At 32.0% G+C, this 22,504-nt stretch carries 22 protein-coding genes; 10 read left to right on the top strand and 12 right to left on the bottom strand.

All coding sequences use genetic code 11. From position 1 onward, the window contains the following. Positions 1–532: 532 nt before the first annotated feature. Positions 533–2,995 (bottom strand): outer membrane beta-barrel family protein, encoded by a 2,463-nt coding sequence (locus OLM54_RS10205; RefSeq protein ID WP_264538476.1) that lies wholly within the window; start codon positions 2,993–2,995, stop codon positions 533–535. Positions 2,996–3,090: 95 nt separating this feature from the next. Next, complete coding sequence (locus OLM54_RS10200) at positions 3,091–3,435, bottom strand: arsenate reductase family protein (RefSeq protein ID WP_264538475.1); 345 nt, start codon at positions 3,433–3,435, stop codon at positions 3,091–3,093. 156 nt (positions 3,436–3,591) lie between these two features. On the opposite strand from OLM54_RS10200, the gene OLM54_RS10195 reads away from it, so the two are divergent. Next, entirely contained in the window at positions 3,592–4,524 is a 933-nt protein-coding gene (locus tag OLM54_RS10195) for a CPBP family intramembrane glutamic endopeptidase (protein WP_264538474.1), read from the top strand. A 5-nt stretch (positions 4,525–4,529) separates the two neighbouring features. Beyond that, complete coding sequence (locus OLM54_RS10190; RefSeq protein WP_264538473.1) at positions 4,530–5,570, top strand: AMP-binding protein; 1,041 nt, start codon at positions 4,530–4,532, stop codon at positions 5,568–5,570. Between the two features lie 285 nt (positions 5,571–5,855). Here the strand turns inward: OLM54_RS10190 and OLM54_RS10185 are convergent, their stop codons facing one another. The 3 genes from OLM54_RS10185 to OLM54_RS10175 all read right to left on the bottom strand — a co-directional run bounded on the left by OLM54_RS10185 (position 5,856) and on the right by OLM54_RS10175 (position 10,577). After that, a complete protein-coding gene (locus OLM54_RS10185; RefSeq protein WP_264538472.1) occupies positions 5,856–7,070 on the bottom strand; it encodes an RsmB/NOP family class I SAM-dependent RNA methyltransferase in 1,215 nt (404 codons plus the stop codon). A gap of 148 nt (positions 7,071–7,218) precedes the next feature. Beyond that, positions 7,219–9,183, bottom strand: a complete 1,965-nt coding sequence (locus OLM54_RS10180) for a KUP/HAK/KT family potassium transporter (protein ID WP_264538471.1) — start codon at positions 9,181–9,183, stop codon at positions 7,219–7,221. Positions 9,184–9,314: 131 nt separating this feature from the next. Then, positions 9,315–10,577 carry a hypothetical protein gene (locus OLM54_RS10175; protein WP_264538470.1) on the bottom strand — a complete coding sequence of 421 codons (1,263 nt, stop codon included), beginning with the start codon at positions 10,575–10,577 and terminating at the stop codon, positions 9,315–9,317. A gap of 121 nt (positions 10,578–10,698) precedes the next feature. On the opposite strand from OLM54_RS10175, the gene OLM54_RS10170 reads away from it, so the two are divergent. After that, on the top strand, positions 10,699–11,760 hold the full coding sequence (locus tag OLM54_RS10170) for a WD40/YVTN/BNR-like repeat-containing protein (protein ID WP_264538469.1): 1,062 nt from the start codon (positions 10,699–10,701) through the stop codon (positions 11,758–11,760). A gap of 67 nt (positions 11,761–11,827) precedes the next feature. Here OLM54_RS10170 and OLM54_RS10165 read toward each other — a convergent pair whose 3' ends face one another. From OLM54_RS10165 to OLM54_RS10145, 5 genes are all read right to left on the bottom strand, one after another. After that, positions 11,828–12,286: a sensor of ECF-type sigma factor gene (locus tag OLM54_RS10165; RefSeq protein WP_264538468.1), complete on the bottom strand. Its 459-nt coding sequence runs from the start codon at positions 12,284–12,286 to the stop codon at positions 11,828–11,830. Between the two features lie 16 nt (positions 12,287–12,302). Continuing rightward, entirely contained in the window at positions 12,303–12,716 is a 414-nt protein-coding gene (locus OLM54_RS10160; RefSeq protein WP_264538467.1) for a hypothetical protein, read from the bottom strand. A gap of 33 nt (positions 12,717–12,749) precedes the next feature. Continuing rightward, the gene (locus OLM54_RS10155) at positions 12,750–13,292 is read right to left on the bottom strand and encodes an RNA polymerase sigma factor (RefSeq protein ID WP_264538466.1); all 543 of its coding nucleotides are present in this window, start codon (positions 13,290–13,292) and stop codon (positions 12,750–12,752) included. 64 nt (positions 13,293–13,356) lie between these two features. Next, the gene (locus OLM54_RS10150; RefSeq protein ID WP_264538465.1) at positions 13,357–14,493 is read right to left on the bottom strand and encodes an SRPBCC family protein; all 1,137 of its coding nucleotides are present in this window, start codon (positions 14,491–14,493) and stop codon (positions 13,357–13,359) included. A 189-nt stretch (positions 14,494–14,682) separates the two neighbouring features. After that, the gene (locus OLM54_RS10145) at positions 14,683–14,871 is read right to left on the bottom strand and encodes a hypothetical protein (protein WP_264538464.1); all 189 of its coding nucleotides are present in this window, start codon (positions 14,869–14,871) and stop codon (positions 14,683–14,685) included. An 81-nt stretch (positions 14,872–14,952) separates the two neighbouring features. On the opposite strand from OLM54_RS10145, the gene OLM54_RS10140 reads away from it, so the two are divergent. Continuing rightward, entirely contained in the window at positions 14,953–15,333 is a 381-nt protein-coding gene (locus OLM54_RS10140) for a nucleoside triphosphate pyrophosphohydrolase family protein (protein ID WP_264538463.1), read from the top strand. A gap of 245 nt (positions 15,334–15,578) precedes the next feature. On the opposite strand, the gene OLM54_RS10135 is transcribed toward OLM54_RS10140, so the two are convergent. Further along, positions 15,579–16,649, bottom strand: coding sequence for a branched-chain amino acid aminotransferase (locus OLM54_RS10135; RefSeq protein WP_264538462.1), 1,071 nt, complete (start codon positions 16,647–16,649; stop codon positions 15,579–15,581). A 307-nt stretch (positions 16,650–16,956) separates the two neighbouring features. On the opposite strand from OLM54_RS10135, the gene mnmD reads away from it, so the two are divergent. Continuing rightward, the gene (gene mnmD, locus OLM54_RS10130) at positions 16,957–17,622 is read left to right on the top strand and encodes a tRNA (5-methylaminomethyl-2-thiouridine)(34)-methyltransferase MnmD (RefSeq protein WP_264538461.1); all 666 of its coding nucleotides are present in this window, start codon (positions 16,957–16,959) and stop codon (positions 17,620–17,622) included. Between the two features lie 166 nt (positions 17,623–17,788). Continuing rightward, positions 17,789–17,986, top strand: a complete 198-nt coding sequence (locus tag OLM54_RS10125; protein WP_115888694.1) for a hypothetical protein — start codon at positions 17,789–17,791, stop codon at positions 17,984–17,986. A 32-nt stretch (positions 17,987–18,018) separates the two neighbouring features. Here the strand turns inward: OLM54_RS10125 and OLM54_RS10120 are convergent, their stop codons facing one another. Beyond that, positions 18,019–18,963, bottom strand: coding sequence for a LysR substrate-binding domain-containing protein (locus OLM54_RS10120; protein WP_264538460.1), 945 nt, complete (start codon positions 18,961–18,963; stop codon positions 18,019–18,021). A gap of 109 nt (positions 18,964–19,072) precedes the next feature. Between OLM54_RS10120 and OLM54_RS10115 the strand changes: the two genes are divergently transcribed. From OLM54_RS10115 to can, 4 genes are all read left to right on the top strand, one after another. Continuing rightward, entirely contained in the window at positions 19,073–19,552 is a 480-nt protein-coding gene (locus tag OLM54_RS10115; RefSeq protein ID WP_264538459.1) for a Dps family protein, read from the top strand. A gap of 132 nt (positions 19,553–19,684) precedes the next feature. Then, on the top strand, positions 19,685–19,969 hold the full coding sequence (locus tag OLM54_RS10110) for a hypothetical protein (RefSeq protein WP_264538458.1): 285 nt from the start codon (positions 19,685–19,687) through the stop codon (positions 19,967–19,969). Between the two features lie 79 nt (positions 19,970–20,048). Continuing rightward, complete coding sequence (locus tag OLM54_RS10105) at positions 20,049–21,698, top strand: SulP family inorganic anion transporter (protein WP_264538457.1); 1,650 nt, start codon at positions 20,049–20,051, stop codon at positions 21,696–21,698. A gap of 122 nt (positions 21,699–21,820) precedes the next feature. After that, positions 21,821–22,459 (top strand): carbonate dehydratase, encoded by a 639-nt coding sequence (gene can / locus OLM54_RS10100; RefSeq protein ID WP_264538456.1) that lies wholly within the window; start codon positions 21,821–21,823, stop codon positions 22,457–22,459. Positions 22,460–22,504: the final 45 nt, after the last annotated feature.

Genomic DNA, 22,504 nt, shown 5'->3' with positions numbered 1-22,504 from the left:
AACAGCTCCTGAAAACACTCATAATCTTCTAGTTTAGACAGTTAAAAAATAATTGCAAAAAATCCTTATTTAAAATGAGTTTAAATATACGGATAATTGTGATTTTACGAAAATTGATTTGGATTTTATTGCTAACGAAAAATATAAAACTTACATTTGTCCTTACATTCAAAAATTCCGGAAAACATGTTTGAATTTTCACAGTACTTAGGTTTTTTACTTTTCTTGACCATACTAACTATAGGGTTTTGGTTGATGTTTTTCTTAGTTGGTTTCGTATCTTATTGGGTAACGGGAGCGAGCTGGGAAATGATTAAAGAGAAAAGAGCAAAGAAGAAACAAGAACAATCAATTTAATTTTAAATTGATTTCATAAAAAAGGACCCGTGAAAACGAGTCCTTTTTTTTATTCTAAAAATTATATTCCAATAAAAAAAATTCCAAATTCCAATTTCTAAAACTTAATTATTAAGACTTATAAAATTGGAATTTGGAATTTATACCGAAGCTTCGGGATGGATTTTAACCTAAATTATCCAGGAAAATCTCCTCCGCCATCTCCTTCATTTTTAGGCGCTGCGTTTTTGTCTCTTTCGCTTTTTGGTTTGTTAAAACGATAAGTAAACGATAAATTGAATTGACGTTTACGGAATTGCATTTCACCATAAGAATTTTGACTCTCACCTGTAGTATCATTTGGAAGATACGTATAAGACCTCATGATTCTTGAATTGAAAATGTCACTAATATTGAAAGCAATTGTCGCTTTATCTTTTAAAACGTCTTTGCTAAACGCTGTATTCATAGCAAATTGTCCAAGATTTTTACCTTGAGCTGTTTTTTGTTCGCCATTATAAACGCCGCTCAATTGCCAGTCTATTTTGTATGGTAAAGTTAGTTTTGAGTTGATTCTGGCAAACCATGTATTGGCTTGATTGTCCAGATTTTGTACAACTAAGTTTCCTAAATCATCAGTATAAGTGTTTTCTCCGGTAGTTTTTACATTGTAAAAATTGAAGTTACTGTTGATTCTCCATACTTTAAATGGCGAATAATTCAGGGTAAATTCAAAACCGAATTTTTGTTCTCTTCCAAGGTTAATTGGCTTGCTTAAAATAATCGGAGTTCCGTCTTCTGTTGTACCATTGGGAGTTCTCACGAAACTGAAAACGTCTTTTGTGTTTTCAAAATAAGCAGAAGTATTGAAGGTTAATTTGTCCCAACGTTTGATGTATCCAATATCGTATTTATCAGTCAAAGAAGGATCTAAGTCCGGATTTCCCTGAAAAATATTGATATTACTGGAGTAATTCGTTGCAGGATTCATGAAACGCCCTCTAGGTCTTGTTAAACGCTTACTGTAACTTGCAGTGAAGTTACTTTGGTCTGAAATTTCATAACTAATAAAAGCACTTGGAAACAAGTTGTTGTATTTTTTAGTATTGAAATCGTTAGAATCTAATAAGTTAACCTGAATATTGGTGTCTTCCCAACGTAACCCAAATAAATAAGAGAACTTATTTATCTTGAAACCGTATTGGGTGTAAAGTGCATTTATATTTTCTTTGTATTCTAATGTATTTGATAAATCAGGATCTACTGCACCTTCATTATCTGTTATAACATATTTGTTGTTCAGGTCGCCAAAACTTCCTTTATATCCGGCTTCAAACTGACTTCCTTTTCCTAATGGCAAAACATAATCAGCCTGAACTTGTATTTGCTTTTGAACCTGATTATTTAAGGTCGTATTGAAATTTGGAGAGGCATCAATAATACTATTGCTGTCATCTGTATTTCTTGAAATCGATAAATCAGCAGTAAGTTTATGTCCTTTATCGTTAAAGTTTTTAATTAAATTCGAGGTATACTCAACATTTTCACTATCTGTATCTCCATTGTTTAAACGGAATGATGTACCCGTGAAAGTATGGGTATTATCATAATTATAATAATTGATTAAATCTCTTGAATCTCCTGTGCTTTTTTGATAATTTATGGCATTTGTCCAAAAAGTATTTGGAGCAACAGTCCATTCTAAGCCCGCTCTTCCGTTAAATCCGTCTGAAGTTCTTTTAGTGTCACGATCTTCATCTAAGTAACGTTTAGGAGTTCCGTCAGCATTAAAATATTCCGTATTTGTTAATCCGCCTCCTTCACTTGTTCTGTAGTTGTAACCTGCAGTTGTAAAGTAGTTTAACTTTTCGGTTTTATAATTTAAATTGGCACTTAAACCATAGGTTTCAGGTAGACCGGTTGACGCAATAAAAGTTCCGTTTAAACCTTGGTTTTTTCCTTTTTTAAGAATAATATTGATTAATCCTGAACCTCCTTCTGCATCATAACGAGCAGATGGGTTTGTGATAACTTCTACTTTATCAATTGCATCTGCCGGAAGCTGACGTAAAGCCTCGGCAACATTGATAGCGTTTGAAGGTCTTCCGTCGATTAAAATTCGGATATTATCACTTCCTCTTAAACTTACATTTCCTTCTGTATCAACAGAAACAGATGGTACATTGTCTAAAACGTCACTTACAGTTCCGCCTTTTACCATCATATCCTGACCAACATTGTATACTTTTTTGTCCAGTTTTATTTCTACTGTCGATTTTTCGGCACGAACTACAACTTCATTTAATTGCGCTGCATCTTCGGATAAGTTAACGGCACCTAAATTTGTATCACTCTGAATGTCTTTTCCTTTAATTTCGGTTGCTTTAAATGATATGAATTCAATTTTTATATCATAAATTCCCGGAGCAACAGCAATATCGAATTCCCCTTTTGGATTAGTAATACCTCCGGCAATAACTTTTGTATCGTTAGGAGCCATAAGCGAAATTGTAGCATACTCCAGTGGCTGCTTGCTCACTTTTTCGAAAACTTTTCCGGTAACTTTTACCTTATTTCTTCCGGCTGGTGGCTGTTGCGCATAATTGTAAAAACTTGTAAGAAGCAATACAAGTAATACAGCAAATTTTATTTGTTTCATTGTGTTTTCTGGTTTCTTTTTCTTTTTAGACCACAAATGTAGCTTTTGGTTTAAAGAAGGAAATCACAAAAAAATGTTAATCTGGTTCTTTATAATCAATCTAAAAAAGAAGCAACAAGATCTAAATCTCGTCCAATAATCGCTTTTCCGTTTTTTACAACAATTGGACGCTCTATTAAAATTGGATTTTCAACCATTGCTTTAATAATTTCGTCTTTGGTCAATTCTTTTCCTTTATAATTTTCGATCCATATTTTTTCTTTAATTCTTACTAATTCAATCGGTTGTAAATCTAATTTTTGTAATAAAGATTTTAGCTCATCAAAAGATGGCGTTTCTGTCAGATAAGGAATAATCTCGTATTCCTGTTTTGACTGATCAATAAAAGCAAGACAGTTTCTTGATTTTCCGCAACGAGGATTATGGTAAATTTGTATCATTTTGTTAATTTTAATATGTTGTAAGGCTGTTAAAGTAAATTTTAGGTATTTTAGCAAGACCAAAAATAAGATTTACTTATTAATCATATGTCTTTTAAGAGGAAAAACATGTCCGGGTTTAAAAGATATTATTTCTCATTTTTAAATTTTTAATATATGTTTTTAGAACAAGGAATTAAGCCCGAAAATAAATTTTGGAAATATCTTATTGGATCAGTTATTATTATTACGGCGTCGTTTATTGGTCAAATTCCTTTTTCTGTTGCAGTTCTCTATGAAAGTTTTATGGATAAAAAAGGTTTTCCTACGGATAATGCCGAAGTAATGAAAATGTTTGAACCCAATATGACTTTGTTTTTAGTTATGATATCTTTTGCATTTGCATTTGCAGGAATTTATTTTGTGGTGAAGTATTTGCACAACCAAACTCTTTTATCTATTACAACATCGCGAGAAAAAATCGATTGGAACAGGGTTTTCTTTTCCTTCTTTTTATGGTCAGTTTTTTCGATATTAAGTTTTTTGGTGATTTATTTAAGAGCTCCTGAAAATTTTGTGTGGAATTTTAAATTAGTGCCATTTTTAGTTTTAGTGGTTTTAGGTTCTATATTAATTCCCATACAAACCAGCACAGAAGAATATGTTTTTAGAGGTTATTTAATGCAGGGATTTGCTAATTTGGCGCACAATAAATGGTTTCCATTACTAATGACTTCACTTATTTTTGGTTCAATGCATGTTTTTAATCCCGAAGTAGCCAAAATGGGTTACGTTATAATGGTTTATTATATTGGTACAGGTTTGTTTTTGGGCGTACTTGCGCTTATGGACGAAGGAATGGAATTAGCATTGGGTTTTCATGCTTCTAATAATTTGGTTGGCGCTTTATTGGTTACTTCAGACTGGACGGTTTTTCAAACACATTCTATTTTTAAAGATTTATCAGAACCTTCTGCAGGTCTTGACGTTATCCTGCCTGTGGTAGTGATTTACCCAATTTTGCTTTTCATTTTTACAAAAAAGTACAATTGGAGTAACTGGAAAGAAAAATTAACCGGAAAAATTAATGTCGTAGAATCATCAAATTAAAATATATGTTACAGTTAACACATAAAAACGTTCACAATTATTTTAAAATAAACGGATTTCATTTTAATGCGGTAGAATTATGCCGCATAGGTTATGATTATATAAAGGAAGGCGATGCAAATGAACAATCAATAGGAGAATTTTTGCTGGATTGGTTCGATGATAAAGAGTATATCGAAATGCGAACTTCCGGAACAACCGGACTTCCTAAAGTGGTAAGACTGCAAAAACAAGCCATGATTCAATCTGCATTAGCAACAGGAGATTTTTTTAAACTGGAACCTCGTGATAAAGCCTTACTTTGTTTGCCTGTTAAATTTATAGCCGGCAAAATGATGTTAGTTCGAAGTTTAATTTTAGGGCTTGATTTAGATATTGTCGAGCCAAGCACACAGCCATTAGCTTTAAATACGACAAAATATGATTTTGCTGCTATGGTGCCTTTACAGGTTCAAAATTCGATTGAAGCTTTAGAAAACGTCAAAAAACTGATTGTTGGCGGAGCAAAAATGGATTCAGCTCTTGAGGAAAAAGTTTTGCCGTTAAAAACAGAAGTTTATGAAACTTATGGTATGACGGAAACTATTACGCATATTGCTGCAAAAAAGGTAGGAGAAAAAGTTTTTACGGTTTTGCCAAATGTAAAAATTGCTCAGGATGATCGCGGATGTCTGGTAATTACTGTCAATACTATTTCTGAAGAACCTATTATTACAAATGATTTGGTAGAAATAATAAGAGAAAATCAATTTATATTTTTAGGAAGAATTGATAATGTGGTCAATAGTGGAGGAGTGAAGCTGATTCCCGAACAAATCGAAGCTAAATTAATTGATAAAATCAATAGCCGATTTTTTGTAACCGGAATCCCGGATTCTGTTTTAGGTGAAAAATTAATTCTGGTTATTGAAGGCGAAAAACAAGATTTCCCCACTGACTTTTTTGATGTTTTAGACAAATACGAAAAACCAAAGGAAATTGTCTTTGTTCCGAAATTTAAAGAAAACGAGAATGGAAAGCTATTGCGTAAACCGAGTTTAAATTAAGGAAATAAAAATATAACTATAGATAAGTATAGTCCCTACGGGACATTTTTTATTGGTCGCGTTTCTTTTCTACCAACATTAAACTCCTAAAGGAGTTTTTTAATTAATATTATTTACCAATATACAATCTCTACGAGATATTAATGTTGGTAAAAAAACATCGCTGTGAGAAATTGTCCCGTAGGGACTAAATATTTTAAAATAAACCGCTATAAAAAATAAAAATCTCAAATTCCAATCGTAAAATTGGAATTTGAGATTTAAAAAATTTGAAATTTTATTTTCTTATCCTTTACGTTCTAACAACGCCATATAAAAACCATCAAAACCAGATTCTGAGGCCAGAATTTTGCGGTCTTTTATGAAAGTAAATTGTTGTCCTATTTCAGTTTTAAGGAATTTTTCAACTTGTTCCTGATTTTCTGATGGTAAAACAGAACAAGTAGCATACACTAATTTTCCGCCGGGTTTTACAATTTTAGAATAACTCTCTAAAACTTCTGACTGTACTTTACGAATGTTATCGATAAACTCAGGTTGTAATTTCCATTTTGCATCAGGATTTCTTTTTAAAACTCCTAAACCACTGCAAGGTGCATCGATAAGAACACGATCTGCTTTTTCATGCAGTTTTTTGATCACTTTTGTAGTGTCAATAATACGATATTCAATATTAAAAGCGCCATTTCTTTTCGCTCTTAATTTCAATTGCTTCAATTTACTTTCGTATAAATCCATTGCAATTAATTGTCCTTTATTTTCCATTAAAGAAGCAATATGCAATGTTTTTCCTCCTGCTCCGGCGCAAGTATCTACAACACGCATTCCTGGTTTTACATCAAGAAAACCGGCAACCAATTGTGAGTTTGCGTCCTGAACCTCAAAAAGTCCTTGTTTAAAAGCGTCTGTCAAAAATACATTAGCTCTTTCTTTTAAAACCAAAGCTTCGGGCTGATCTTTTAAATATTCTGTTTCAATATTTAAATCCATCAGCGTATTTCTTAAACTTTCTTTAGTTCCTTTAAGCGTATTAGTTCTTAAAATAACTTTAGCAGGCTGATTTTGAGCAGCAATTTCTGTAGACCAGACTTTTTCGCCCAATTCTTTTACACCCAATTCATCCATCCAATCCGGGATAGATTCTTTTAAAGCTCTAATTTTGGAAAGTTCGTCAAAACGTCCTTTTATTTTTCTTTCCGGAGTTCCTTCCAATTGCCTCCAATCCGGAATTGGATATCCTCTTAAAACTGCCCAAACAGCAAACATTCTCCATAAATTGTCTCTGTCAAAAGGTTCTTTAACTTCGGCAATTTCAGCGTATAATCTTTTCCAACGAACAATTTCGTATATCGTTTCAGCAACAAACTTCCTGTCAGAACTTCCCCAACGTTTGTCTTTTTTTAAGGCTCTTGCTACCACTTTGTCAGCATATTCTCCTTCATTGAAAATAGCATTTAAGGAATCGATGGTAGTATAAACTAAATTTCTGTGTAATCTCATTTTAATTATTTGAGTTGCAAAGGTACTATTAATTGATTGAAAGTTAAATTTTTAATTCTGATTGTTATTTTGACTTTCATTTAAAAAGAAAAAAAACACTCTAATAAAGTTTTAAAAGAGTGTTTTCTGAATTTATTTTGGAATAACTTTATTTTATAATTCGCGTTAATCCGATATTTTCCGGAGCATGAAGCACCATTGGAAATTTCTCGATTTTTACAGAACTGCTGTCCAGACCAAAAGCTCTTTCTTCGGATAAACTTAGTTTTTTAATGAAGAAATAAGAGTTCATAATGATGTTTTCATGCCATCTTAAATCATTATCATTCGATAAAAACTTCTCAGACAAAACAAATTTAAAGTCACCAATAATATTGTTTTTGTTTAATGATTCATAACGGCTGGTAATATCCACTTCGCCATTTTTTACCATGTCCCTGATTACTTCACGAAACATCAGATTGATTTTTGTTGGCTCTCTAAAACCTAAATTAAAATCGACTCTGTAGATATCGTCTTTTGCAATTTCGGTTACTTTATATTGTGTTTTATACGGTTCAGTTAAAATATTAACGTGTACAAACCAGTAGATATCCGCTCTTTTAGGACGTTTTTGTAATATAGAATACATTACTTTTTGCTCTAATTCATCAACACGGTTTGCATTAGTCATATAAACCAAATGCGTTGCATATTTTGGTATCGATAAATCTTCGCTTAATTCCATCAGCACCTTTTTGTAATCGTCAATTTTAACGATTTTGGTGTAGTTTTTATTAATTTTCTTAGCAAGATACCAAATCGTCATGATCGAAATTAAAACTGCTGCAATGATTAAAGTTACGTAACCACCTTCAGTAAATTTGGTCACATTGGCAATCAAAAAGCTAAATTCTATCAATAAATAAATGGTAATTAACGGAACCATGAAATACAATTTAATACGTTTCATGATTAAGTAATAGTTTAGCAAAATAGTTGTCATGATCATACACAATACAATTGCAAGACCGTAAGCGTGCTCCATATTACTTGATTTCTCGAAGTGAAGAACGATTCCCACACAACCAAAAAACAATAACCAGTTTATAGATGGAATATATAGTTGACCTTTTACCTCTGTAGGGTATTTGATTTTTACTTTTGGCCAGAAATTTAATCGCATGGCTTCGTTAATCAAAGTGAAAGATCCACTTATTAAAGCCTGAGAAGCAATTACAGCGGCCAAAGTTGCAATGATAATTCCAACAGGCTGAAACCAATCCGGCATGATCAAATAAAACGGATTTCCGTTTTCTCCACCTAAACCTTGCAAAGTTTGTCCTTCGTGGTGTATTAAATATGCTGCCTGACCAAAATAATTTAAAACTAAAGTTAGTTTTACAAAAATCCAGCTGATTCTAATATTTTTTCTTCCACAATGTCCCATGTCAGAGTACAAAGCTTCTGCTCCCGTTGTACATAAAAATACTAATCCAAGAACAAAAAAGCCTTCCGGGTGAATTTGCAATAAGTGATACGCATAATACGGATTAATTGCTTTTATAACTTCAGGATGCTGTGAGATTTGAATAATTCCTAAAGTTCCCAGCATTGTAAACCAAATTAACATCATTGGTGCAAAAAATTTACCAACCAGTTTGGTTCCAAATTGCTGAATCGTAAATAAAACAAACAAAATTCCAATAACAATTGGTATCGTATTTATTTCAGGATAGTACGTCTTTATACCTTCTACTGCTGATGAAACTGAGATTGGAGGCGTAATGATTCCGTCTGCCAATAAAGCACTACCACCAATAATTGCGGGCACAATGAGCCATTGAATTTTTGTTTTTTTGACTAATGCATATAAGGCAAAAATTCCTCCCTCACCATGATTGTCGGCACTTAAAGTAATAAGAACATACTTTATAGTCGTTTGTAATGTCAATGTCCAAAAAACACAAGAAATACCACCTAAAACGATATCCATACTTATTGTATGTTCGCCAAGTATGGCTTTCATTACATATAATGGAGAAGTACCAATATCTCCATAAATAATTCCTAGTGTGATTAATAAACCCCCAATAGACAACTTACTGTGTAAGTTTTTATGTGCTGCGCTCATGTATATTTTTATAAAAGACGGTTGCAAATTTACTGTTTTAAAACAAATTAGCGTCTATTATAATTAAAAAGATAAAAAAAAGCACAATTGATAAATTGTGCTTTAATTTTTAATTAAGAATTATGATTTTATTAACCTCTTCTTCCACCGCCTCTTGATTGTGAACCAGAACCGCTTTCCCTTTGTGGCTGGCTGCTTCTTGATTCCTGACTTGCTCTTGGTGCTTCAGAACGTTGCGTGTTTTGAGAACTTTGTGCTCTTGATGTATTATTAGAACCTGATCTGTTGCTTTCAGAATAACTTCTTGTTGGTTGTTGTGTCTGTTGCGGTGCAGAAGTGGCTCTGTTTGTATTCGATCTGTTTTCAGAATAGCTTCTTGTTGGCTGCGTTTGTTGTTGTGGTGCAGTAGAAGTTCTGTTTGTATTCGATCTGTTTTCAGAATATCCTCTTGATTCTGTTCTTTGTGTATTATTTTCAACTCTTGCAGGAGTATTTGGCTTAGCCGAATTATCTCTGCCTGGAGTCGCTCTTTCAGTATTATAACTTCTGTTTGTATTTGTTCTGTTTTCAGTATAATTTCTGTTTTCAGTACCTGAAACTCTTCCTGAATTTGATCTGTTAGGATTTGAATTTCTGTTTGCTTCTCTGCTCGCAACACGTCTTTGATCTAACTCATAACGATTGTTTACATTAGAATGTCTTTGAGAGAAACTGTTATTAGGACGCATTGTTTCGTAACCGTAACTACGTCTTGTTTGGTAAATTGCAGGAGCTCTGTAACTTCTACGTGTATTTACATAATTGTAATGGTTGTTTACGTTAATATATACGTTAACATTGTTTCTGTATCTGTAAATTGGATAAGGATTCCAGGCGGTATAATACGTTGGATAATAATTCCATCCCCAAGTTGAATAGTAAGGTCTGTAGTTTGTTACCCAAAATGAAGTATAAATTACCGGAGCTACACTATAAACGGGCTCATAAATATAATTATCTCCATATAAATAACTGTTACCAACAACCTGAACAACAACTTTATTAGAATTATCTCTTTCAATATCAATAGTTGCTATATCCTGATAAACATCGCGATCAAGAACAGCCTGAATAATTACAACGTGAGTTCTGTCTTCTACAGATTCTATAACACGTAAATAATCAACTTCATCGTCGCCGTTTAAGTCAAGATTTGATATTTGATATTTTGGATCATTCAACCTTCTTTCAAAATCCTGAAGATTGTCTGAGTCACCAAACATCGATGCAACTGCTCTAAGGTCTAAGTTATCGCTTATATCTGAATTTTTTGCATAAACAGTAGTTTGGCTTTGTGCTTTACAAGATCCAAAACCTATTGCTATTAACGCTATTAAAAGTAGTTTCGCTTTCATGATAAAATCATATTAAGATTAATATTGTTGGATATCCAATTACTGTGCCAGAAAAAAAAAGTAAACCTCTTTTATATGTTATAAATAATTGTATTTTAGCAACAAAAAAAATCTAATTTATATGAAAAAAGTATTTTTATTTAGCGCTGTATTTGTTTTGATAGTTTCTTTTAAAACGCTGAGCCCTAACGAGAAACAAAATTTGTTTGGAGGTTTTACTTCAGTACAAATAGATACTTTGTTTAAGGATAAAATTAGTATTAGAGCTATATTAATTGATAAAAATAAAGTTTGGTACGGGGGTGATAATTCACGTTTTGGGTACTATGATTTAGATAAAAGTGAAAAATATGAAGAACATATCTATCGTGATACTTTAAAATTAGAGTTCAGAAGTATTGCGCAAACGTCACAAAACATATATTTATTAAGCGTAGCAAATCCTGCTTTGCTTTATCAGGTTTCTAAAAAAACACAAAAAGTAAAATTAGTTTATAAAGAAATAAATCAGAAAGTATTTTATGACAGCATGCAATTTTGGAATGATAAAGAAGGTATTGCAATTGGAGATCCAACTGAAGATACATTCTCTATAATTGTTACCCGCGATGGCGGTGAAACATGGACAAAATTATTATCAGATAAATTACCAACAAACTCACAAGGAGAAGCAGCTTTTGCAGCAAGTAACACCAATATTGTAATTAACGGAAATGATACATGGTTGGTTTCGGGTGGAAAAAAAGCACGTGTTTTTTATTCAGGCGATAAGGCAAAAACATGGAAAGTAATTGAAACACCAATTGTTCAGGGAAAAACAATGACGGGTATTTTTACAGCTGATTTCTACGATGCTAAACATGGATTTATTGCAGGAGGAGATTATGAACTTCCAAACAAAAAAGTAAATAATAAAGCTTTTACTAATGACGGAGGGTTAACCTGGACATTAATAGGTCAGGATTTAGGTTTTGGATACGCGTCTTGCATACAATATGTTCCGGGCGGAAATGGTAAAGAAATTATTTGCGTTGGCTCAGAAGGCATACAATACTCTCAAAACGGCGGCGAAAACTGGATGCAGTTATCTACTGATTCATCACTTTTTACAATTCGTTTTGTTAATAGAAATACAGCTATTGCTGCAGGTTTTAATAAAGTGATCAGACTTCGTTTTAAATAACAAGAACCCTAAATAATAAAGTAAGTATTATTATATAGGGTTCTTGTCGCTGTTGTTTCTTGTAATCTTAATTTTTAGCTGCTTTATCCCGATATTGCTTTAACAGTTTTCGGTTAAAATCGTCTTCAGATTTTTTAAGCTTTAGTATTTTTTTTGCAGAAAGGACTTTTTTAAGATTCGTCATATATTTTTCGCGCAAAAGATACAATTCTTTATCAGTACATTCTATTTGTGCTAAAAGCGTTGCGGCATCTTTTTCAGATAAGGAATTGATATTATCGCCATCTAATCTTTTTAAATACGTTTTCATTTTTTCATGACGCAATTCAAATTGTTTGTCATCAAAGGCGTTATATATAGGCCAGAATTTTTCGGCTTCTGTAGACGTAAGTTCAAGTTCTGTTGTCAAAAAAGAAACTTTATAAGCTTTAATTTTTTCGCGTTTTTCGTCTGATTTATCACTTTGTGCATAAAAAGAAAAACTTACTAAAAATAGCAGAATCGGTAGTATATTTTTGATTTTCATCTTTTAAGTTTTTGTTTTATTCTGAAATTAAATTTTCAATATTTGGACTTGATGATAAAATATCTTCCAGTGTTTCCTGTTCAAGCGCAACACTTTTGTTAAGTTTATCAATATCCTTTGTGTCCAATTCTTTAATTAAATCGTATTGATTTAAATTTGACTGATACGACAAATAAGTTTCTAAAGTAGCTTCGTCAAGTTCCTTTGATGTATTATTATAATTGTTTACTATCGGAATCATTAATCCAACAAACACAACTGCTGCGGCAAGCATTCCTAAAACTTTTTTACGTTTGTAAAGCGGAATTACTTTTACTTCTGTTTGATTAATTTGCTGTAAAACTCTTATCGAAAGGTCATCAAAATAATGCTCCGGAGTTTTAAATCCCGGTGCTATTTTCGGCTCGTCTTCTAATTTAAATGCTTTCATAATGTTTATAAGATATATTTTATAACAAAAGGTTTAATTTGATGTAACATATAATTCAATTTTTTTTACCGCATGATGATAAGAGGCTTTCAGGGCTCCAACTGAAGTTCCCAGGATTTCTGCGATTTCTTCATATTTTAATTCCTGAAAATATTTCATCTTAAAAACCAATTGCTGCTTCTCCGGCAATGTTACAATAGCCTTTTGAAGTTTAATCTGAATCTCATCTCCGTCAAAATAAGTATCGGCTTTTAAATTGTCGATTGTTTTGTTCTGTAAAGCTTCTGATGTAATGCCGCTTAATCTTGCTTTTTGATTCAAAAAAGTCAATGCCTCATTGGTAGCAATGCGATACATCCAGGAAAAAAGTTTACTTTCTCCCTTAAAATTTTTTAAATGCTGAAATACCTTTACAAAAGTATTTTGCAAAACATCATCGGCATCATCATGATTCAGAACAATGTTTCGAATATGAGAATATAGCGGTTTTTGATAATCAGACAGGAGTTTTTGAAACGCAGTATTCTGCGTTTTAGGATCTAATAATTGTACTATAAATTCCTTCTCGTTTGTCAAGCGTTATCATTTATCTTGTTAGAATGAATTTAAAACAAAAGGTTTAATGCAACCTCGTATTTTTTTAGAATTCTGATTGTTCCTCTTCTTTTGCCGGTGTAGGTGTAGTTGTTGCCGGTTGTGCAGGTGTTTGAGTTTGTGGTTTGTAAACCGGAACTTTTTCAACAGTAACCGGAATTACTTTAGGTTTTGTTGGAAAATAAATTTCAGTCATTAATTTTGACGGACTTTTTACATCTAATTTACTGATCGTTAAGATTTCAAGATGCGACCAGCCTAATTCTGGAACAATTTTTTCGTTATTTATAAAAGCTCTTGTTTTGGCAATTGCTTCATTTGTATGTGAATAATCACCAGTTAAAGTGGTTTTTACAGCTTCAAAACTATTTAATTTTCCAGACAAAATATCACTTCCGGCACTTATAGAGATCTCTTTATTTATAGGCAAACAAATAGAGATTTTTGCCAATCCTGTAGCAGTATCATAAGTATGATATATAATAAAAGGCTTTCCGTTTGTATGTAATCCGTTTGTTTGGCTAAAATGGATAAGTTTCGGGATTACAACGCGGGCATTTTTATTTACCTTAGAAATTTCACTTGTAAAAGTTTGTTTGATATAAGGAGTTTCTGTTTTTTTAACCACACCATTTACTTTTACAGTAAAAGTTTTAGTTTCAAAATCCAGATTTTTATCAATGTTGGCAAGACTTTTTTCATAAATCGTTCCAATAACATTATCAGAACCTCCGTTTAAAGCCGTGTAGACTTTAAATAAAAAACTCATTGTTCCTTTAGCTTTCCAGGTTACAACAGTTTTGCCTGCCAAAGTGTCTTTAAACGTCCAGTTTACGTCAGCTTCGGTACCGTCAAATTTCATTTTTTGCTCAATACTTTCGCCGTCTTTTGTTTTAATTGTAACGGCATTTCCTTTACCTTCAGCACCTTCCCATGAATATGAAGCTCCGTTTCCGGTAGTTTTGTCTGGAAAAGACATTCTTATTGTAGGATCTTCAAGAGACCACGATTCAAAATCTTCGTAATTTCTAAGATCATTTACATAGTTATAAACTGTAGCTTTGGGTGAATTGATCACTTTGCTTCTTTCGACAGAAAAAATTCCTTTTTGGGTAGCAACAAATACAGTTAGGGCAACTAAGGTTAGTAACGATAATAGAAACAGATATTTTAAAATCTTCATTGTGCAGGTTATTTGGTTCGTAAAGTTATAAATTTTATTGCTAGTCTTGCGAATTGCATAAAAATAAAACGATTCGTTGAGTTATATTATGATCAGAAAAAACATTTAAACAGAACGATAATAATGAAATTTAAGTATAAAAATCAGTTTCTGTTTTTACATTTTTAAATATAGAAATAAATTCCGGAATTACCTTTTAAAAAAGATCTTGATGCAAAATAAAATGGCAATAAAAAGTAAGAAACCAATTAATACTTTGTAATTTCCTTTATAAAAGATTTTATGGAGCGCAAGATCTTTTCGGTAAGCAAAAATCATAACGATTACAAATGCGATAAAAAAACAGACTGCGAATATTAATTGTCCCTGACTAAACATAATTGAAATTATTTTTGACAAATTTAGAGAATTGTATATGAATAGTTGCTAATTTGGTACTCCATTTAACTAAATAAAATCATGAAGAAACAAATAGATGCAGTAAAAGAATTTCATACTGCTTTTAAAATAGGACATAGCGAAACGCCAATTGCAGATTTGGGCGAAACCAAAAAGTATCTTCGTTATAATTTAATGAAGGAGGAAAACGAAGAATATCTTGATGCAGTGCAAAAAAATGATTTAATTGAAATTGCAGATGCTCTTGGTGATATGATGTATATTTTATGCGGAACTATTATTGAACACGGTTTGCAGGATAAAATCGAAGCTATTTTTGATGAAATCCAGCGTAGTAATATGAGTAAATTAGGCGAAGACGGGCAGCCAATTTACAGAGAAGACGGAAAAGTAATGAAAGGTCCGAATTATTTTAAACCTGATTTTTCGAAACTATTATAAAATAAATTGTTTTAACACATAGAAACATAGCTTGTAAGTACGCAAAGAAAAAAGGCGTTTTACTTATTTAAATAAACATAGCTATGTGTGAGAAACATGTTTCTTTTTATATTCTTTTTAAACACATTTAAATCTATGTTTCTATGTGTTTAAATATTTTGCACTGCAATAGAATAAAAATAGAAAACCCGACAGGTTTTTAAAACCTGTCGGGTTTGTTATATATAATGTATAGTATCTTTTAGTTATTGCACTTTTACAGTCCATCCAAAAGTATCTTCAGAAAGTTTGTTTTGAAGACTTGTTAGTTTTTCTTTTAATAAAGAAGCATAAGAATTTTCAATTGGAGTCATTTCATAATAAACATCCTGATAAGAGAATCCTTTAATAACGCTAATTACAGCAGCAGTTCCTGCACCAAAAATTTCTTTTAAAGATCCGTTTTTAGCCGCTTCTACTAATTCTGAAACAATTACCGAACGAACTTCAACGTTTAAGCCTTCTTTTTCTGCCATTGCAATCAAACTTTTTCTGGTAATACCATCTAAAATTCTTTCGCTTGTTGGCGCAGTCAATAACGTATCATTAATTCTAAAGAAAACGTTCATTGTACCCGCTTCTTCCAGTTTAGTATGCGTTGCATCATCTGTCCAGATAACTTGCTGAAAACCTTCTTTGTTTGCTAAATTTGTTGGGTAAAATTGTGCAGCGTAGTTTCCGGCAGCTTTTGCAGCACCAATTCCACCATTTGCAGCCCTACTGTAATGTTCAGCAATAATTACTTTTACTTCGCCACCATAATATGATTTTGCAGGAGAAAGTAAAATCATGAATTTATATTCATCAGATGGATTTGCAATAACACCGGGACCGGTCGCAATCATAAAAGGACGAATATACATACTGCTTCCGTTACCTCTTTGAATCCATTCCTGATCAATTTTCAATAATTCATTTAAACCATCCATAAAAATAGCTTCCGGAACTTCCGGCATTGCCATACGAACTGCAGAATTGTTGAAACGTTTGTAGTTTTCATCAGGTCTAAACAACCAAACATCATTGTTCTCATCTTTATAAGCTTTCATACCTTCAAAAATCGCTTGTCCGTAATGGAAGACTTTTGAAGAAGGATCCATTAAAATAGGAGCATAAGGCTTAATGACAGGATTTTGCCATTCCCCATTTTTAAAATCACATTCGAATAAATGGTCTGTAAAAACAGCACCAAAGCTTAAATTTTCAAAGTCTACTGCGCTTATTTTTGACGAAGCAGCTTTTCTGATTTCAATTTTGTTTGTTTGAGTTGTACTCATAGTAATGTAAGTTTTTATGTAATTTTCATCTCAATATGATAAATCTAAAGTGATGATTTGGTGTAAAATAGGTTTTATGAAATGCAAAATTAAGTAAAAATATATAATTTACTTACTAAAACTGCATTAATTCCCGCATTTAATTGAGATTTATTTATCTTATAATAAACAGAAAAAAAACACTTGGTTTTATAAAGATTTTATGAAAAAACAATCGATTTTTGAGGCTTTACGCATTTGTTTTAAGTAATTTTGACTAGCAATGCGGGCTTTAACCAAATAAAACCCTGCCGTTAATATCAAAAAAGTGGAAAGAGAAATAATTAAAACGCTGGATGGTTCAACAACAATCCATTTAAAAGAATGGGATGAATGTTATCATTCAAAACACGGAGCGATTCAGGAAGCAAAACATGTATTTATAAAAAATGGGCTTTCCTTATTTGAGGATAAACCCATTTCAATTCTTGAAATTGGTTTTGGAACCGGCTTAAATGCTTTCATTACTTTTTTAGAAGCGACTCAAAAAAAACAACATATAGATTATGTAGGAGTAGAAGCATATCCTGTCGATGCAAAAGAAGTTTTGGAAATGAACTATGTTGCAGAACTTGATGCATTGAAATTCGATAACATTTTTCAGGAAATGCATAAATGCGAATGGAACAGTAAAACCGAAATTAGCGCTGATTTCAACTTAACTAAAAGGAAACAATTTTTTGATGAAATCGACGATTTAGAAATTTTTGATTTGATTTACTTTGACGCCTTTGGATATCGTGTGCAACCGGAGCTTTGGAGTACCGAAATTTTTCAGAAAATGTACAATAGTTTAAAACCAAATGGTGTTTTGGTAACTTATGCAGCTCGCGGAGTTGTTAAAAGAAGTATGATTTCGGTTGGATTTACCGTCGAAAAATTAGCAGGACCTCCGGGAAAACGCGAGATGTTTAGAGCTGTTAAAGGTATTTAAATGAGTTATTTAGAATTATTCTATATTGATTTATATATACTAAGAAAACGTATTCGTTGATAAAATTTTTAAAAAAAATCGTTAAAATATGTCTTTATATGTGATATTTGTTTAAATTTGGTGCGAGTTTAGAAATATAGATAACCCCCCATAATCTTATTTTATTATGTCAAAAATGATGTTTGATTACACGAAATCAATACTTGAGAGAGTTAGTTTCGATCCGGTACTTTTCTGCAAAGAGTTAGAAAAAGCTATCAAAACACTGTTACCATACGAAATGGAACAATTGCAAGAATGGTTATTAAATTTCATTATTGAAAAACCAGAATTAAAACCAAGTTTACTACTAATCAAAGTATAAAAAAAGGAGCCAATTTGGCTCCTTTTTTATTTCTATTTCTTTTGATGCAGTGGACTAATGATTTGAACATTTTGAAAAACAATTGCTCCTTTTACAACTCCGGCAATTGTAGATCGCAATGCGTCGATGATTTGCATTTTTAATTCGCTCTTTGGGTAAATTAAACTTACCTCACGAGCCGGCTTTGGTTCCTTAAAATTACGTAGTTTCAGTTTATCGGATTCTTTTAAATCAAGTGTGTGCAAGTACGGAAGTAACGTTGTACCCAAACCTTCATCGGCTAATTTTATTAAAGTTTCAAAACTTCCGCTTTGAATCTGAAAATTATTTTGGTCGATATCAGTGCCGTTTTTACATAAATTTAAAATTCCGTCTCTAAAACAATGTCCGTCTTGCAATAGCAAAATCTCATTAATATTCAAATCAGCAACTTCAATTTCTTCTTTTTGAAAATTAGCGTGTTGTTCCGGTATATAAGCTACAAACGGTTCAAAATACAAAACAATCTCTTTTATTTTTTCATCTTCAAGCGGAGTAGCGGCAATGGCAGCATCAAGATGACCGTTTTTTAACTTTATAATAATTTCATCTGTATTTAATTCCTCAATTAATAACTTAACTTTTGGATATTTTTTAATGAAATTATTTAAAAACATTGGTAATAAAGTTGGCATAATAGTCGGAATAATTCCTAAACGAAATTCTCCGCCAATAAAACCTTTTTGCTGTTCTACAATATCTTTAATTCTGTCAGCTTCATTTACAATATTCTTAGCCTGATTTACAATCTTCTGACCAATATCTGTAAGCTGGATTGGTTTTTTAGTCCTGTCGAAAATTAAAATATTCAATTCATCTTCAATTTTCTGAATCTGCATACTTAATGTTGGTTGAGTTACGAAACATTTTTCGGCAGCAAGTGTAAAGTTTTTATGCTCGGCTACAGCTAATACATATTGTAATTGGGTGATCGTCATTTTGATAGTAAATTTTGATGCAAAAATAAGAAAATATAATTTTTTTTTATACTTTTTTCGAAGAAGTTCTTTTAAATTTGTAGTATCTTACTGTAAAAACGAAAAAAACATGAAAACAAATATTTTAGGATTACCTATAAAAGAGTCAGAATTATTAGTAAAGGAGTTAAACATATTATTATCAAACTTTCAGGTATACTATCAAAATTTAAGAGGAATTCACTGGAATATCAGAGGAAAACGTTTCTTTGATCTGCATGTAAAATTTGAAGAATTATACACAGATTCACAATTAAAAATTGATATGATTGCCGAAAGAGTTTTAACCATTGGCGGAACGCCGTTGCATACTTTTGAAGATTATATTAAAAACAACAAACTAGCTGTTGGTAAAAATATCTCAAATGATGAAAAAGCAGTACAGTTAATTGTTCATTCATTATCTGATTTACTGAAAATTGAAAGAGAAATCCTTAATCATGCAGGAGAAATTAATGATGAAGGAACAAATTCTATGATGAGCGATTTTATTGCTGAACAGGAAAAAACAATCTGGATGATGAATGCGTGGTTAGAAGAAGAATTGTAAACAACTATTTATAAGCAAATTAGAAACAGAATGGTGAATTTATCGTCATTCTGTTTTTTATTTATGTTAAATTTCTATAAAATTTTTAGTTTCTCGCTTTGATTTTATCTGTTTAACACTATTTTTGCCCCAATGAAATTAGTCGCTCGCATATTATTATTCATATTTATTGCTTTCCTGACAACACCAACCATTGTTACGGTGATAAAGAAAAGCAGTGATACGTCTATGTTCTTCAGTTTCTCTGAAGAAGAGCATTCTCATAAAGAACTTAAAGCAGCAGTTTATCCAACAATACTTCAACACGAAGTTGTGATTCCTGTTTATATTGAGAAAAAAACTATAGTGTCTGAAAATATCGTCAAATTAGATAATATTTCACCAAGTATATTTGCCCCACCCCCAAACTTGTCATAGTACTTCCGATTGTTTAAAAACAACTGTATTTATCGTAAATGCAGTAGCTCTTTAATGTATCAATTTTTAGTATTGTATTATGACAAAAAAAATTAATCTTTTTGCCAACCTTAAATCTGATTTTGCATCGGGTTTAGTGGTTTTTTTGGTGGCTCTTCCGTTGTGTTTAGGTATTGCAATGGCTTCTGGAGCGCCTTTATTTTCTGGAATTATCGCAGGTGTTATTGGTGGTATTGTGGTAGGTTATTTAAGCCAGTCGCATATTAGTGTATCTGGTCCGGCTGCTGGTTTAACAGCTATTATTTTAACCGCAATCACTGATTTGGGTGCCTTCGATGTGTTTTTAATGTCTGTTTTTATTGCTGGATTAATTCAGTTAGCATTAGGATTTTTAAAAGCCGGAAGTATTTCAAATTATTTTCCAACCAATGTTATTGAAGGCATGCTTGCTGGTATCGGTATCATTATCATCTTAAAACAATTGCCACACGCTTTTGGTTACGATGCTGATTTTGAAGGAGATCAGGCTTTTATTCAAAACGATGGAAGTAATTCATTTTCATTTTTATTCAACGTAATAAATCACATTCAGTTAGGAGCAGTCGTAATTTCAGTAATTTCATTAGTGATCTTAATTTCCTGGGAAAAAGTTCCTTTTTTAAAGAGACTAAAATTAGTTCCGGGTGCACTTATTGCTGTTATTTTGGGAGTTGCTATAAACGAAATTTTTGTTTCAACAGGAAGTTCGCTTGCTATTGCAAAAGAGCATTTGGTTTCTCTGCCTGTTCCAAAATCTTTTGATGAGTTTAAATCTATTTTGATACTGCCAAATTTTGCTGCAGTTACAAATCCGCAGGTTTGGGTTGTTGCCATTACAATTGCCATTGTTGCTTCTATCGAAACATTATTATGTATTGAAGCAGCAGACAGAATGGATGTTCAAAAACGTTATACCAATACAAATGTTGAACTTAGAGCTCAGGGAATTGGTAATATTGTAAGTTCACTTTTAGGAGGTTTACCAATGACATCAGTTGTAGTAAGATCTTCAGCAAATAATAATGCAGGAGCAAAATCTAAAATGTCGGCAATTATTCATGGTGTACTTTTATTGGTGAGCGTTTTGGCGATTCCGGCACTTTTAAACAAGATTCCGTTAGCGACTTTAGCAACAGTTTTGATTTTAGTTGGATATAAATTAGCAAAACCAGCAACATTTTTACATTTCTGGGAAAAAGGAAAATACCAGTTTGTACCTTTTATTGCCACTTTAGTATTTGTTGTTGCAACAGATTTACTTAAAGGTGTGGCTTTGGGAATCATCATTAGTATTATTTTTGTATTGAGAGGAAACCTGAAAAGAGCATATAGCTTTAAAAAAGAAGAATACGAAGATGGAGATGTTATTCATATTGATTTGGCGCAGGAAGTTTCATTTTTGAATAAAGCGGCGATCAAATTAACACTAAATGAAATTCCTGAAAACTCAAAAGTAATCATCAATGCACATGATACAGAGTATATTGCGCATGATGTTCTGGATTTAATTCGTGAATTTAAAGAAACCCGTGCTATTGATGAAAACATCAAAGTAAAACTAAAAGGCTTTAAAAAAGCGTACGAATTAGAAAATACGCCGGATATTAATAATCACGTTTCGATAGAACATTATTATGATGTTGCAAAAAGAGCGTTGGTTAAAAAAGAAGTTAGAAAAGAACAATTTTAAAACAATTAAATAAATTTTAGGTATTTCGAAAGTGAAGAAGTATCAGAATTTAGGTAACTTTACAAAAAGTCCTTATTGATATTTTTACACGTTAAAAATACCACTATAAATAATAATAAATTATGAGAGAATTTTATCAAAAATTATTAGACAATAATAAAGAATGGGTTGAAAAATCATTAGCATTAGACCCAAATTATTTTGCAGATTTAGCTAAAGGTCAAACTCCGCCATTATTATGGATTGGATGTTCTGACAGCCGTGTTCCGGCAAACGAAATTATTGGTGCTAAACCAGGTGAAGTTTTTGTTCACCGAAATATTGCCAATATGGTTGTGCATTCAGATATGAATATGTTAAGCGTACTGGATTATGCAGTAAATGTTTTAAAAGTAAAACACGTTATTGTTTGCGGACATTACGGTTGTGGTGGTGTAAAAGCTGCAATGGGAAATATGTCTGTTGGAATTATCGACAACTGGATTCGTCATATTAAAGATGAATATCGTTTGCATGATAAATACCTGAATTCAATTGAAGATGAAACAGAACGTTTCAATGCTTTTGTTGAAATTAATGCCAAAGAACAAGTTTACAACCTGGCAAAGACATCAATTGTACAAGGTGCCTGGAAAAATGGTCAGGATTTAATGCTTCACGGATGGGTTTACGGTTTAAATTCTGGTTTTGTAACCGATTTGAATGTAAATATCGCATCAAATGCTGAATTAGATGAAGTTTACCAGCTTAGTAATTTATAAAATAATTAAATTATATAATAAAAAATCGCCTCAAAGGGGCGATTT

The sequence above is a fragment of the Flavobacterium sp. N1736 genome, assembly GCF_025947065.1.
Lineage (GTDB): Bacteria > Bacteroidota > Bacteroidia > Flavobacteriales > Flavobacteriaceae > Flavobacterium.
This window is presented reverse-complemented; position numbering and strand designations above follow the sequence as displayed.